Here is a 14,770-nt window from a genome sequence, read left to right as displayed (position 1 = left end):
ATAGATGATGTTGTGATGCGGGATTAAGGGGAAAATTGTATTCATTTAGGTAAAATGAGCAAGAGTAGTAATTTTTTTGAACTCCTAGATCAAAATAGCTCTTGCCCTTTTATTACTAATTTGTCGAACGATCGCATATTATTTGGAATTTAATATATAAATTCGATTCATGATTTTCTCTTCGATAAAATGTGGAGTGATTCGAATAAAGTAATCCCTTATTGCTTGCAATGTTTTTGATTGTATATGACATATTTTTCCAATTTCTCTCGACTTATTTACTATATAGTTCACTTTTTTAATACGAGTCGCGTTATATGCAGTTAAAGCATATTCATTTAAACCATGTCTTTTTAGAGCCAAAGTTAAAGCCAATGCATCTTCTATAGCTTGGGCTGCGCCTTGCCCCAAATTGGGTGTCATCGCATGGGCAGCATCTCCAAGTAAACAAATTCTCTTATAATTCCATTGGCTTATGGGCTTTAATTCAGATATATCGGTTTGAATGATTTGCTCAGGCTTCATTGCCTGAAATAATTCAACTTGGCTTGTCAAATGCTTCTCAACAAAAGTTAATAACATTCGGTATCTCTCATTTTCTGGTAAAAAACAGGATTGATTGACCCCAAAAGTTAGATACCAATACATTTCATTATCACTAATTAATGAATATCCTAATCGACGACCAGGGGCCCAAATCTCATACGATTCATGCTTCCCCTCTGCAATTCCAGATAAATTAATAACTCCTCTAAAACTACTGGTTCCTGAATATCTTATTTGTTTATTTCCAAACACTAAATTTCTTACCGTTGAGTGAATCCCATCTGCGCCAATAAGAATCTTTGCAGTGATACTTTCTCCATTTTCTAGAAATACGCTTACATCGGAATCGTTTTGTTTTACTTGTTTAATGCGTGTATTAAATTGTATTGACTGAAGACCGGCTTTCTCAACCAAAAAATTTAATAAACGAGCACGATGTAATGCCAGTAGTGTAAATTTGTATTTATCTAAATAATTATTTAAATTTGTTTCTCTAAGCGTGCCTGAAAAAGTAGAAATTAAGTTAATCTGATTAATGCACCAACCTAATGGGAAAAGATCATTGAGTATCCCTATTTGTTCATAAACTTGTAATGCATTCGGAGGGAGCCAGATACCTGCCCCAATATTACTAGGCTCTAAATTACTTTCCAAAACTGTTGTTGAGAAGCCAGCTTGCTTGCAGGCTATTGCACAAGATAATCCACCAATTCCAGCTCCCACAATCAAAACATCTACATTTTTTGAAAACATAAAAATATCCTGGTGTTTTATGTACTAACATCATGACTATAGACTCTAAATAACAGTATTTCTTATTTGGGGCAACATTGATTATTTTATGTGCAAAATCCCCTATACTTAAATAGGTAATCAGCTAAGAGGTAATCATGCTTGAGCGCAATGATTCAAATGGTATCACTGTTACGAGACAGGTAAAGAAATTAACCCCTGATACCTCATATAAGAGTTCAGATTTTTTTGATAAATGCAAAATAGCACCAAATTTCAAAATAGAACAAGAGCAGATCACGATTCAAGTATCGAAGACCCCTCCTCCAACTATTCAAGCGGAAGATTTAAATATTCCAGAAGCTTTATTAAAAGATTTGTCTGCTGATGAGATAGTCAACATTGCGAATCAACTCATAAGCTTTGCTTATGATCCCTTGAAAGTAGCACATCATCTCAAAGATTTAGATGATGCGCTGGGAAAATTAATGCAAGAAAGTCAAATTTTACCATCACAAAAACAGTCATTTCCTGATTCTTTGATCGCAGGGAGAGGAAACTACATACCTGGTCCTCCGCCACCTAGCTATAAACCTTTAAAAAAAGGAAGGATGCTGGATACCTTATTATTAGAACGTGAGGGTCTGCGTGATGTAAATAAAAACGGCTTTGTCGTTAAGTTTATTGGTTTTGTCAGTAGTATGATCGCTGATCGGGTAGTCTCAAGCGGCCAACTTTTTAATGAAAACAAGCAAGTTAATCGTGTTCTTTTACATGGCTCCTATTCACATCGATTACTGCTGGAAGCATTTGCACACGCTATAGAAAAAGGTGAGCTTGATTTAAAGCTTAAATCAGGAAAACAACTTAATTTTGTACAATTACTGAGTGTCTTAGTTTCTGTAAAAGCAAAAAACTTCCAAAGTCTTTGGGAAATGGCAGTGGATTCTGTTGAGGATTCTGAACGTGCCTCCAATGCTCCATTAGATTCAAAGCAATTTAGTTTTAGTTGCCGCTCTCCTTTTGTTTTAAATTCTCTATTGCTGTGTTTTGGTAAGGAACTTGAATTACCTAATCTTCAAATATATCTGCTGGACAGTCATTACAAAGCTGCATATGAAATGGTCTTACGTACCAAAGAAAAAATGGCAAAAGGGGAAAGAGTGGATAATTATTCACAAATTGATATTTCGAATGAACGAATCTATGAGCGTTGTATGGAGTATTTTTCTACAATGGCTGAAAATTATGGAGAAGTAGGAGGAATCACCCCTTTTACGCTAGATGAATTAGACATTCTATCTGATAGTCGTTATATGTCATCATTCTGGGGCCCCAGTGTACGGATGAAAATATCACCACCGCAACAACAAATGGGGACTTACACAAATTGGACGAGTTTTTTTCAAAGTAAAAGCGGAATAACTGAGACTGTTTCAAGTCAATCTAAAAAACACAAACATCCTGAATTAGAGGAAGATGATGATGTAGATGAACAACACAATAAAAAGAGACGATAAATTTTTGTATCTATATAAATCTACAGAAAAACTCCCTGCTTGCATAATAACCTTGGCGGCTACTCTAAGGAGTAGGGGAAGACTTCATTCGCCAATTAATTATAAATGTATGTACTGATATTAGAGAGATAACTTTTTTATAGGTTCTTATTCTTAAGCCAATAAAATAAAAAAATCACAAAAAAATAAATAAATAGTGGTTTAATAAAAAAATTAAATATCACGATTAATTGTAAAAACAAACTGGTTGAATTCCATAATATTTGCAATAGCTTTAAAGTATCTAGTGGTTGATAGGGCTTAATATATAACAACAGTGTAATATGCTTAATAATAAAAAAACCGAGTAGTGTACAAAAAAAAGCAATTATATGCCTTACCGTATATAAAACATTAAAACCTGAGTTTTTTTCATTGCTTCTTCTTTTATTCAAAATCTCTTATCTCCATTTAGCCATTCACTATTACTCCTCCATTAGGATGCAGAACTTGCCCAGTCATATAGGAAGAGTCTTCAGAGGCAAGATATAAATATGCTGGGCAATTTCATAAGGTAGAGCAGCACGTCTCATAGGCACTTGTTCACCAAAATGACTGACCTCTTCAGCATTAAAACTTGAAGGGATTAAAGGTGTCCATACAGGACCAGGCGCTACAGCATTTACTCGAATACCCCGTTTTATTAAATTTTGCGAGAGGGGGCGGGTAAAAGCTACTAATGCTCCTTTTGTAGCAGCATAATCAATTAAATGATCATTTCCTTTATAGGCTGTGACAGAGGTTGTATTTATAATAACAGCACCATTTTGTAAAAATGGTAATAAAGCCTTAACCATGTAAAAATAAGAAAAAAAGTTGGTTTTAAATGTTTCTTCCATTTGCACGCAACTAATATCCTCTTCGGTATCTTGAGGGTATTGTATTGCAATATTATTGATCAAAATATCAATTTTACCACATTGTTCAAGAGATATTTTACAAAGAGTCTCACAAGCAGAATACTCTTGTAAATCTCCATCGCTTAACCAACATTTTTGACCTATCTTTTCTATCATGTTTTTAGTTATTTTTGCATCTTCATGTTCATTTAAGTAATGGATGTAAATATCAGCCCCTTCTTGAGCAAATAAGCAGGCTACTGCCCTACCAATTCCGCTATCGCCTCCTGTGATTAATGCTTTTTTGCTTCTTAACTTATTACTTGTTCGATGATGAGGAGATATAAAAATGGGTTTTGGATGCATCTTTTTTTCGCTTCCTGGTTGTTTCTTTTGATGTTGTGGTGGTTGTTGAAAAGAGTTCTTTTTCATAATGAAATTCCTTTTAGAATATCTTATCCAACAGCCTTCATATTTAAATTCGATGTGCAGCTTATTGTGAAATAACTGGTAGGAATTGGTTTCTTCCATATTTATTATTTAATCATAGAAGAAAAAACAATGTTTGATCTTTTTTATGCGTAATATTTTTCAGGCTTAATTTAAATAACTTTCCGCAATCTAAGCTTTTTGATTACGGCAGTTATTTGAAATTTTTCAATACATTATAAGGCATTTAAAATCCTGTTTTTCTTTTTTTATAACGCATCCCATAGCAGGCGCATACTAATACAACTAAAAATTAGTGTATCGCGTGGCTTTTGTGATGTGATTTTTTTGCATGCTTTTTATGTGAAAAACCTTTATTTTTAGTTGCTAGAGCATGAGATTTTGTTGTTTTACTTATTCTTCCAGCAAATCTTTCTATTTTTCTTTCGGTTTCATTCGGAAGGTAAAACCAAACAGAAAAGAGCTTGCTCATGTAATTGAGGTAATTAAGGTTGTTTTTTAGCAATACGTTCATCTGTTTTTCCATGAGATCGTAAGGTGTACGAATTGCACCAAACTCTTGGGGATGGATGTAAGCAAAATCGAGAAACATTTTTTTACTTAATTCCATAGTGAGTGGTATGGCGGATGATAAATGACTGTTCATGTCTTCCATGTCTATCTCCTTATAAAAACTGTTTAATTAATTATCATAGAAGAAAAAAAACTGAAGTCAAAAAATAAAATATATCAAGTTACAGGAGTATTTTTTACGTCCAATATTATTCTTATATCTTTTTATTCATTGATGCCGCACTATGTAATAAACAAGAATAAGTTTTTAAATACTGATATCAATGCCCCCGGTGAGGCCATATTTACTTTTCACTTGTGTGCCATAACAGCTTTGTCTTAGTGGGATGTTCACTCCAAGGTAACAGGAAATGGCATGCATGTTGACTCTTAATCCGGGCAATAAAAAATACTATCTCCACCGCTATTCTGATCAGTAAGACCTGCAATATTATCCTTTGCAACATACTCACCATTGAATTCCATAACGCCATCGATATAAAACTTAGTCTGTTCATTTTGAAAAAGCTCTAAAACGGTCGCAAAATTATAATCAAATACCGAGATAATGTTGTTTCCTGCGTTCCTTCAGTGCTTTGGGTATAAATTAAATTCGAACTTAATGAAAATTTCTTAAATTGTTTGGAAATAATAATTCCTGCAAATGGGGTCCAAGCACCACTTCCAGGTTGATCTGATGCTGAAAATAGAATGCCATTTTACCTCTTGCTCGTCTTTAGCCAATGATATTCTTAAATTTCTTGATTATTATTTGGGAAATTGTTTATTTAAGTGCTTAATAATTAAGTGCTTAATAATTTATCTTTTGTATTTTCTTATGATATAGTTGCCAATTTTTGCAGCGAGAACAATAATAATGCCTTCAAATCAATTAGCTCTATTATGTCAACAAATTGAAAAGCAAAATACCGATCATTTTGGTAAGTTTTATATGTATGTTAGTTTGTTAAATACTTTGACCGTGAGAAATAAAACTTTTGCTGACGGCTTACCCAAATATACTCGTGGAATGGCTTTTTGGAGAGATAATCATCTGAATATTGGCGAGGAACTACCGATTGAATTTATTCAGCAACTAAACCTTTATTCTCGAGAGTTTATTAATACGGAACCTCATTGGTCGAAAACTCTTCATAATATTGTTATGACATATGTTCGTAAAGGGAAAATTACAGATTTAACCTACATTATTGATCAAATGCTAAATCATCTTACTGCGATACAAGGTTGTCAAAGTCATAACCAAAAGATCTATAAATACATTCAGTTTGATAAAAATAAAGCAGGTTTAGTAGAGTTTATTAACCAAATTTCAGCTTTTAATCAGCAATTATTATCTATAGCTGATGGGGGTTGTAATACTGCATTATCAATGTTGGCGGTTACTATCGGATTAGTGCTCGTTTTAGCCTCTGTTGCTTCTATTATACCTCTTATTATTGGTTTGCCGCTCGTATTTGGGGGGGGATATGGTACCTATCATTATGTGACCAAAGCAATAGCACAAGCAGAGCAATTAGAAGCGCAAGCGAATAAAATAGTGCAAAAAATGAATATGCTACCAAAGGATGAGAGTTTATTTGGCGATAAAAACTACAGTTCCTTTTATGCCGCAGCAATTAAGCCTTTACCTTATACAGCGATTACAGCAGGTGAGCAATTAATGTTTGAGGAGTCTCAACAGAAGTTGTTAACAGAGAGCCGCGAACAAATGGACCAATTAAGCCGCATTTTATCCATTTAATTACCCTCTATCTATTCGAGCATGCAGATAAATTTGCATGCTCAAGAAGTTTGGTTGTCAGATGAGCTTGGCTGAATTGAGTGGATTATTTTCATGTAAAAGTAGGGGGTTATATGATCTCTACTAAGATATTTTATATTACACATGTTTACATGTATTTTATTGTTTGAATTAGGTATGATAGCTATTGTTAATAGAATAAATAATGAGTCAATGATGAAAAAATTAATTTTTATTATGGCATTACTTCCACTGAATACATTTGCTATTGATCCTGTAAACCCAAATTTATATGCAAATAATGATTGTGAAAGCATACAAGATCCAGCAGAGAAAAAAGATTGCTTTAATATTGAAAAGAAAAATGAAGCGGAAGAAAATTTTAGAAATTTCCAAGAAAATAATCCTGCCCCCTATCAAGAAGAGTTCTAAGTAAAAAGAGAACCACTAAAATAGAGGTAGTGCATTGAATTGAATGATTACTCATGAATTTCCTAGCTGGATTTAGAGCGCTGTACTACTTACTACTTAATGATTTTCTCGAAATGATTAAATCAAATGTTTGTATAACAGATTCTGGTTTAACTAAAAATCAGGAAAAACTTTAGGGAAGTTACCTTGAGTACTACTACCTAAAATCCCATTTTAACAATACGAACATATAAATATTTTCTCAAAAAAAACTACCATTAGGGTGATTTATGGTCTATATGTATATATTATGTTCATTCTAATGCTTTTTGTATGATTTAAGGAGAGACATAATGAAAGTGATAATTGCATCTTCAGCGTTACTCATGTCCTTAAGTTTGGTTGGATGTAATACAATGAATGAGGCCAGTCAATACAGCAATGCAACTGTAGGTGCCGGTGTAAAGTATGGTGCTAACGTGGTAGGTACGGGTGTGGGTTTTGTGGCCGATACTGGTGCAGCTGTAGGACATGGAATTGGTAGGGTAGTTGATACTGGTGTTGGAGTAGTTACAAATCACCCAACTTCATATCGCAAGGTAAAAACCCATCAATAAAATATATTGTTTATTATAATGGCTTATACTAAAAAGTTCATATGTTCCTATGTGTTAATCTTAAATGGCTCTTCATTAAATTGATTTCAGAAGAGCCATATTTGCATCAGCAGGGTATTACTTTGTAAAATTAAAAGAGACTACAACTCGGGTTTTTGGGGGCATCTTTTGCTGTTGTTTCTGATTTCTTATGTCCTGGGGCATACATACTGTATGTATTAGCCAATGTGGGTACTTTTGTATTGAAACTTAATTTTCCTGCTAAATTTCCAAGTTTCAAGCCATCTAAGTATTCTTTAAACACAGGGTAATTGGCTTCCTGTTGCGTATCTATTATCGGAAATACGATATGTTGAAAGTGTTTGGCTCGTTTTTCAATTTCCTCACGATATATTCTGGCAACAATATCAGGCTTATTCTTAAAACTTCCGCATCCCCAGGCTCCCAAGATCGCATCAGTTTTTCCTTTAAGTATTAATGTATCGAGTTGAGCACCTATACGGCGTCTTAAGTCACTGGTGTATTTACCTAAAAAATCTTGATTTCCTAAGTCAATTTCTTTGCCAACAAGCTCAGGGGCAGCTGCTCTGATTTCATAAAAAGGAAATATTTTCTCTTTTGGGAGAAATGCGTAGCTCAATGTACTGTCTGCAATAAATTGTTTTGATGTGAATTCATCAGAATTTGTTGGAACCAGAATTTCCGGTCCTCTAAAACAAATCTGGGGTTGCTCATCCATAAAGACTTTATAGGCTTTAGGAGTTTTTATTCCAAGTCGTCTACTTAATGACTCCAATTCATCGGGGCTCATTTTTTCCTGCCCGCGCAAAAGTTTTCTGGTATTTTCATCATAAAGAAAATATTTTCGTGCCTCATCATAATAAATTCCTTCTGACAGTAATGAGCGGGCACAAGATGAACGATGCCACATATTTTCTTCCTGGGCGCTTCCTCCTTCTAAAGCAGCTCCGCCAGGAAATAAAGAATTGGCCATGTTGAGAACAGGATATACTTTTCCATGTTTTTTAGTCATTTCTAAAGCAGTGTCTCCAAAATCCTGGTGAACCACTTCAACTTTTTGGGGCGGTGCTTCTTTTTCTTTTTGCCATGATCTTAAATTATTAAATGCATGTGATTCCAATTCATGAAACATCTCTGGATCTGTAATATGGTCCAATGTTACTCCCATACTTTTATGACGCCAACGATCGCCAGAAAGAGTACCCCATAAAAAACCAGGTTTTTGGGAGAGATGGACGTCCTTGATTTTCGAAAAATGATAGGGTTTCATACGGTGATGTAATTCTCTTAATGCTCTCATAGTAACTCCCTTAAATATGGGTCTCATTCAGATATTTACGAGACAGCTCCTGTAATTCTGGTATAAATTTACCAGTAATGATCTATATTTTTCCATTGTAGTTCTTTTTACATCATTGTTGTTATCTCATATATTGATCTATCTGGTCAATAAAAACCTTTGATTGAATTGGGAGTAGCAAGAAATAAGGAATAGTGATAATTGTATTTAAAAGGCTTCACAAAATAAACGTTATTGAATATTTTCTTTATATTCAATAACGTTATTATATTTGAAAGGTTCAATATGAGTTTTTTGAATAATCACCATGTATAATAATATCCTTTGTGATAGGGATGTTTATGATATTTATAATGTTTATAAGGATATTTTTTGTGCTTATATTTATGATGGTATTTAACAGGATGACCATTATAGTACCAATTATGATGCTTATAGTGCTTATGATGTTTATGATGATGTCCATGATGATAGCCATTATATGCCAAAGCAATCGAACTTATACTCATGAATAATCCTATTAAGAACATCTTGAGTATCTTAATCATAAAAACTCCTTTTTAATGATTGTGTGTTAATTCTAGCTTAATTTGAACTCAATGTCTAAAAAATAATCATCTGAGACGCATTACCTTATTTTTATTGAATAAAATTTAGACTAAAATATAAAAAATGCTATATAAACTTTGGGACTACTTTAATTTTAGAGCATTTCCGGTGGATTAAGTAATAGAGAGGGTTCCAATTTTTTAAAGGGAATTTATTTTGAAAAAAGATTGTTCCTATTTTCAAACTATTATCGCGTTGTTATTTTTCATTTTTTGTGTGAATGGATGGTCTTCTCAAAGACTACCTCTTTTGAGTGATTTTATGCAAATTAAGACAGTCAGTGAACCTGATATATCGCGAGATGGAAAATGGGTAGTCTATACAGTAGAAGAAAATGTTAGCAAAATAGATGCAGTAAGTAATATTTGGGTAGTGTCTTACGATGGTAAAATATCAAAACAACTTACGACTGATAAGAAATATAGCAGTTCTTTACCCAAATGGAGTCCTAATGGTCAATGGATTGCTTTTTTATTTGAGGATGATGAAGCGACAATTCTTCAATTATTAAACAGACAAAGCGGACAAATTATTAAATTAACTAATAGCCTGTATGATGTGAGTGATTTTTCCTGGTCTCCCGATTCACAAAATATTGCTTTTATTGCCAGTAAGTCAAAAGAAAAGGATTCCAAAAATAAACCCATAGTTATCATAAGATATCTTTTTAAAAAGGATACAGAGGGTTATCTTGGCGAAGAAAGAACACATCTTTATCGCGTGGAGATCCAAAACAAGCAAATTAAATTATTAACTTCAGGTCCTTACGATGAATGGGCTCCAGCCTGGTCTCCTAATGGAGATTACATTGCATTTATTTCTAAAAGAGGAGCTGAACCGGATAGGAGTTACAATTCGGATGTGTATGTAATAAGCAACAAACCCGGAAGTAAGGCGATGCAATTGACCCGTATTTCAGGAGGTGGAATGGATCCGGATTGGGAATCTAATCCCGCATGGAGCCCTAATAGTTCTCAAATAGCTTATTTGAGCTTTAATAATAAGTCACCTACCTATGCTCCCACACAATTAGCGGTTGTTGGATTAACCAGTCATAAAGAGGAGATTATTGCCCCTATAGATCGCTGGTTTACTAAACCTAAATGGTCTGAAGATGGTAAGAAAATATATGCACTGATTGAGACGAGTAAAAATACTCATCTTAGTGAAATTGATGTCGTTACAGGTGCTGTTAGAGCATTAACTAAAGGAGAGCAAGTTGATAGTGAATTTTCAACAAGGCTGCAACGAATAGTAGTTGTTTCCTCTGATGATCAACATCCACCAGAACTGTTTGCAGTAGAAAATACTTTAAGACCATTAACTCATCATAATCAAAAACTTTTAGATGAAGTGATATTTCGTCCCGTGGAAAACATTGAATTTGAAAGTTTTGATGGAACTTTAATCGAAGGTTTATTGCTGAAACCTGCAAATTATAAACTTGGAAAACAATATCCTGCATTTTTAAATTTACATGGAGGGCCCGTTTATCAATTCAGCCATGAGTTTAATTTTGACTGGCAGTGGCTTGCTGCACAGGGGTATACCATTATAGCTCCTAATCCGCGGGGAAGTTCTGGAAAAGGATTTGATTTTGCCAATGCTATTAAGGCTGACTGGGGGAACCTTGATGTCAAAGATGTCCTTGCTTCTGTAGATCATGTAATTAAGAAAGGTATTATCGATCCTAATAAATTGGCTGTAGGAGGCTGGAGTTATGGTGGTATGCTTACTAATTACGTTGTTGCAAGCACTCAACGTTTTAAGGCGGCGATTAGCGGAGCTGGAACTGGTAGTATTTTGGGAAACTATGGTCAGGATCAATATACTTTAGATTATGAGTCTGAATTGGGGAAACCATGGTTAAATACTCAAATTTACCTGAAGCTTAGTTATCCATTAATGAAGGCAAATAAGATTAAAACACCTACTTTGTTTATGTGTGCCAGTTTGGATTTTAACATGCCATGCACTGGTTCCGAACAATTATATCAAGCCTTAAAATCACTGAGAGTACCCACACAATTGATCATTTATCCCGAGCAATACCATACGTTTGATAGACCAGATTTTCAAATAGATCGTCTGCAACGATTTAAAGATTGGATGGATTTATATCTTAAAAAAGACTAGACAACGCTCCTAAATTAACTATTGAAAAAGTGCGCCATAGGTTAATTGCAATCGAACTTTTTTTACTACTAAACCCATTGGCAAAGGGACCGGTTTGGGTTTGTCCATTTCATACAGTATTGTTCAAGAACATCATGGAACAATTTCGACTAACAATGTTCAGGGAAAAGGAGTGAATTTATTATTACTCTGCTCATCAAATAGGTCACTGAACTTGGCTTACAGTGATGAAAAGTTCTTCCTTAAATCCGCTGAGTATCTATACTATGTTTTGACTAAACTATTTACCAAAATATTTATTATAAAGAGCTAAATAAGTTCCATCAGTTTCTATTTGTAATAAGGCTTTATTTATTTTATCAATTATAGGAGCATTCTTTTTAAGTGCAATTATTCCATATCCATTTCCTGTAACAATAGGTTTTCCTACAAGTTGAAAACCATCTATGGTTTTGTTGAGTAATAGATATTTGGCAACATCTTCATTCATTAACGCTGCATCAACCTCATGAGTGCTTACAGCTTGTATTAATGCTGTAACTTGGGGATATGTTTTAATATTTTCTTTGGACGTATAGTTAGGGAGAATATTGTACTGGAAAGAAGTTGCTTGAAGCGCACCAATTTTTTTGTTTTTAATATCCTCTATTGAGTTGATATCGGAGTCTTTTAATACTACAAATTGTCCTTTACTTATCATATAAGGCAGACTGAATACGTAGTCTTCTGATTCAGTCGAAGAAAGAGGACTTGGTAACGTGGTAATGTCTATAACACCATCATTTAAATCTTTGAACTGCGAGTTCAAATCAGTGGCTTTGTAGGTACATGTTGCATTAATGCGTTTACATATTTCATTCAGCAGGTCGATACTGAAACCAAAGTAGTGATTGTTAGTACCCACTGATGAAAAAGGGGGAGCAAATTTTAAAACACCTACAATGAGTTGATCACAGTAGCCAAAGAGACTGTTGAACAAGAGGGTTATAAAAACAATATACCTGATAAGCTTCATGCTATTTATCCATCCTTTGTATATTGAAACTCTAGTTTGTTAGAAAAAGGTTGTCAATTAACATTGTTTTTTTATATTCATATAAGCAAAGAACTGAATCAAATCATCCAGATCCTTATCGGATAAAGAGTGTTTATCTGAACCACTCATTCGTCCTCGTGGAAGTGAACGGACTGATTTAGGATCACGAATAAATTTTTTTAATTGGGTTATATTAGGATAATAATCTAATGGATTTTTCGGACAATTCAAATCTGGGCCAATTTTACTTTTTCCAATGTGATTTATCATATGACAACCTTCACAATGACTAATGTAAATTTTATATCCGTTAGCAATCGCGGAATTTGTTGTTACGGGGGGAGCAAGAACATGTTGATAATTAAGTTTTCGAATAACTTTTATCGTAATGACACTCCATGCCCAATATTCATTTGATATATAGGAGCGTTTAGGATAAAGCCAAATAATTTCATAAGGCCCAGCAGTAAGACCCGTATGATTATCAATTATTGGCCATTTTGATGCAGGCTCTATAGCCAACATCGCGATGGAAGAATTTTTACTGCAATCCATGATTTTAAGTGCCGGTACATATACATGAAAATTATCTTTAGCTATGAATTCGATGATGTCATGTTGTTTGATGTGAAAGGGGGCAAGCAGCTTGCACAAAGGGATCACCTTATGATGCATGATTTTGTTGGGGTAGGCTCGGTCATTGTTAATAGTGACTTGGGTCAGATCCGGATGAGACAGCAACTCAGGGTTAGTTAAAGTGAATGTTTGTTTCGGAGTAATAATACGAAGTGTGGGATATGATGCTCCGGTTGCAGTAAAAGCAGTTTCCCATATTAGCAAGATACTGACCAATAAAAAAATATATTTCAGTCCCTTCACGTTAACTCCTGGCTTTTATAGTTGTTTCATATAAATACAACCCAATTACTTTTACACAGATGAGGGCATTTTTCCAGAAAAAATAAAATAGGTGTCTTGATTTTTGCATGCATACACATCATAGTGCAAAGCTGATTTTTGATGGGGCTTTACAAAGACATCATCGTTAATAATTCTTAGCAAGGAGTAAGACAAATGGGCTACAAATTTCGCTTAAGCTTTGCATTTTTATTGAGTGTGCCGTCGCTCTTGTTTGCGGATGATACCCTTATTTTTGCTGTTGATATCATTCGGCATGGCGATAGAACACCTATTGTTCCACTCACCGCTGTAAATTACCAATGGCAGGAGGGGCCTGGCCAGTTAACAGCTGAGGGGATGCAGCAAGAATATAAAATGGGTATGGAGTTCCGTAAAAAATACATTGAAAAGGCACATTTATTGCCCGAGCATTACGAACAGGGAACAATGTATGTACGTTCTACGGATTATGAGCGTACGCTTATGAGTGCTGAATCATTGTTAATGGGACTCTATCCGCCTGGGACAGGACCAAATACTTCAGAGTCTGCTCTTCCGGCTTTACCCTATGCTTTTCAACCCATTCCTATTTTTAGTGCACCGTCTAAATATGATGAGGTAATTATTCAACAGGTAAGTTCTGCAGAACGGGAAAAATTGATGGAACAGTATGTGTACTCAACAAAAGAATGGCAAGAAAAAAATAATGAACTCAAGAATCAGTATCCTCTTTGGAGTGCTTTGTCAGGTGTTCAAATTAAGAGCTTACCTGATCTTGAATTACTAGGTGATGCTTTATACATTCATCAAATACATAATGCACCGATGCCAATTGGATTGAGCACTCAAGATGTTGAAACAATTATCAGTGCGAGTAATTGGGCTTTTATGGCGCAAGAAAGACCGTATCCAGTGGCAACTGCATATAGCACCAAGCTCATGACTAATATTGCCAAGTATCTCGACGGCGGCAGTCAGAAAAAATCAAAACTTAAATATGTTTTGTTATCCGCACATGATACTACCATAGCTAGTGCCCTGAGCTTTTTGGGCGTTCCTTTGGAGACAGCACCCCCTTACGCTTCAAACCTCAATTTCTCACTTTATGAAAGTGATGCAAATGCTTACTTGGTAAAAATCACTTACAATGGAAATCCTGTTTCAATTCCAGCATGTGGCGGGTCTACTTGTGAGTTGCAACAATTTATAAAACTGGTGAATAATTCCAGAACTCATCTGAGTTAAGAACTTTTTTCTCTTCTGTGAAAAATTTGAATCTTAGTCATAGTGTGCTTCT

General features: G+C 34.6%; 13 protein-coding genes. 6 read left to right on the top strand and 7 right to left on the bottom strand.

The annotated features are described in order from the left end of the window. Positions 1 to 138: 138 nt before the first annotated feature. Positions 139 to 1,299, bottom strand: coding sequence for an FAD-dependent monooxygenase (locus tag Ltuc_RS07890; protein ID WP_058520730.1), 1,161 nt, complete (start codon positions 1,297 to 1,299; stop codon positions 139 to 141). A gap of 137 nt (positions 1,300 to 1,436) precedes the next feature. Here Ltuc_RS07890 and Ltuc_RS07885 point away from each other — a divergent pair, with 137 nt between their 5' ends. Further along, positions 1,437 to 2,798 carry a hypothetical protein gene (locus tag Ltuc_RS07885; RefSeq protein ID WP_058520729.1) on the top strand — a complete coding sequence of 454 codons (1,362 nt, stop codon included), beginning with the start codon at positions 1,437 to 1,439 and terminating at the stop codon, positions 2,796 to 2,798. Positions 2,799 to 3,295: 497 nt separating this feature from the next. Here the strand turns inward: Ltuc_RS07885 and Ltuc_RS07875 are convergent, their stop codons facing one another. Beyond that, positions 3,296 to 4,108: an SDR family oxidoreductase gene (locus tag Ltuc_RS07875; RefSeq protein ID WP_202972327.1), complete on the bottom strand. Its 813-nt coding sequence runs from the start codon at positions 4,106 to 4,108 to the stop codon at positions 3,296 to 3,298. Between the two features lie 310 nt (positions 4,109 to 4,418). Then, a complete protein-coding gene (locus Ltuc_RS07870; protein WP_058520727.1) occupies positions 4,419 to 4,781 on the bottom strand; it encodes a hypothetical protein in 363 nt (120 codons plus the stop codon). A 774-nt stretch (positions 4,782 to 5,555) separates the two neighbouring features. On the opposite strand from Ltuc_RS07870, the gene Ltuc_RS07865 reads away from it, so the two are divergent. The 3 genes from Ltuc_RS07865 (at position 5,556) to Ltuc_RS07855 (ending at position 7,471) form a co-directional block, all read left to right on the top strand. Further along, positions 5,556 to 6,443: a hypothetical protein gene (locus tag Ltuc_RS07865; RefSeq protein ID WP_058520726.1), complete on the top strand. Its 888-nt coding sequence runs from the start codon at positions 5,556 to 5,558 to the stop codon at positions 6,441 to 6,443. 213 nt (positions 6,444 to 6,656) lie between these two features. Next, the gene (locus Ltuc_RS07860) at positions 6,657 to 6,875 is read left to right on the top strand and encodes a hypothetical protein (RefSeq protein WP_238584089.1); all 219 of its coding nucleotides are present in this window, start codon (positions 6,657 to 6,659) and stop codon (positions 6,873 to 6,875) included. 332 nt (positions 6,876 to 7,207) lie between these two features. After that, positions 7,208 to 7,471, top strand: coding sequence for a hypothetical protein (locus tag Ltuc_RS07855; protein ID WP_133138362.1), 264 nt, complete (start codon positions 7,208 to 7,210; stop codon positions 7,469 to 7,471). A gap of 130 nt (positions 7,472 to 7,601) precedes the next feature. Here the strand turns inward: Ltuc_RS07855 and Ltuc_RS07850 are convergent, their stop codons facing one another. Both Ltuc_RS07850 and Ltuc_RS07845 read right to left on the bottom strand, forming a co-directional pair. Next, the gene (locus tag Ltuc_RS07850; protein ID WP_065236213.1) at positions 7,602 to 8,792 is read right to left on the bottom strand and encodes a poly(ADP-ribose) glycohydrolase domain-containing protein; all 1,191 of its coding nucleotides are present in this window, start codon (positions 8,790 to 8,792) and stop codon (positions 7,602 to 7,604) included. A 302-nt stretch (positions 8,793 to 9,094) separates the two neighbouring features. Continuing rightward, on the bottom strand, positions 9,095 to 9,301 hold the full coding sequence (locus tag Ltuc_RS07845) for a hypothetical protein (protein WP_133138363.1): 207 nt from the start codon (positions 9,299 to 9,301) through the stop codon (positions 9,095 to 9,097). A 361-nt stretch (positions 9,302 to 9,662) separates the two neighbouring features. On the opposite strand from Ltuc_RS07845, the gene Ltuc_RS07840 reads away from it, so the two are divergent. Next, the gene (locus tag Ltuc_RS07840) at positions 9,663 to 11,537 is read left to right on the top strand and encodes a S9 family peptidase (protein ID WP_133138364.1); all 1,875 of its coding nucleotides are present in this window, start codon (positions 9,663 to 9,665) and stop codon (positions 11,535 to 11,537) included. A 280-nt stretch (positions 11,538 to 11,817) separates the two neighbouring features. Here Ltuc_RS07840 and Ltuc_RS07835 read toward each other — a convergent pair whose 3' ends face one another. Next, positions 11,818 to 12,552 (bottom strand): transporter substrate-binding domain-containing protein, encoded by a 735-nt coding sequence (locus tag Ltuc_RS07835; protein ID WP_065236212.1) that lies wholly within the window; start codon positions 12,550 to 12,552, stop codon positions 11,818 to 11,820. 57 nt (positions 12,553 to 12,609) lie between these two features. Further along, positions 12,610 to 13,452: a c-type cytochrome gene (locus tag Ltuc_RS07830; protein ID WP_058520721.1), complete on the bottom strand. Its 843-nt coding sequence runs from the start codon at positions 13,450 to 13,452 to the stop codon at positions 12,610 to 12,612. Positions 13,453 to 13,647: 195 nt separating this feature from the next. Here Ltuc_RS07830 and Ltuc_RS07825 point away from each other — a divergent pair, with 195 nt between their 5' ends. Continuing rightward, a complete protein-coding gene (locus Ltuc_RS07825; RefSeq protein ID WP_058520720.1) occupies positions 13,648 to 14,718 on the top strand; it encodes a histidine phosphatase family protein in 1,071 nt (356 codons plus the stop codon). Positions 14,719 to 14,770: the final 52 nt, after the last annotated feature.

The sequence above is a fragment of the Legionella tucsonensis genome (assembly GCF_001468035.1).
GTDB lineage: Bacteria > Pseudomonadota > Gammaproteobacteria > Legionellales > Legionellaceae > Legionella > Legionella tucsonensis.
This window is presented reverse-complemented; position numbering and strand designations above follow the sequence as displayed.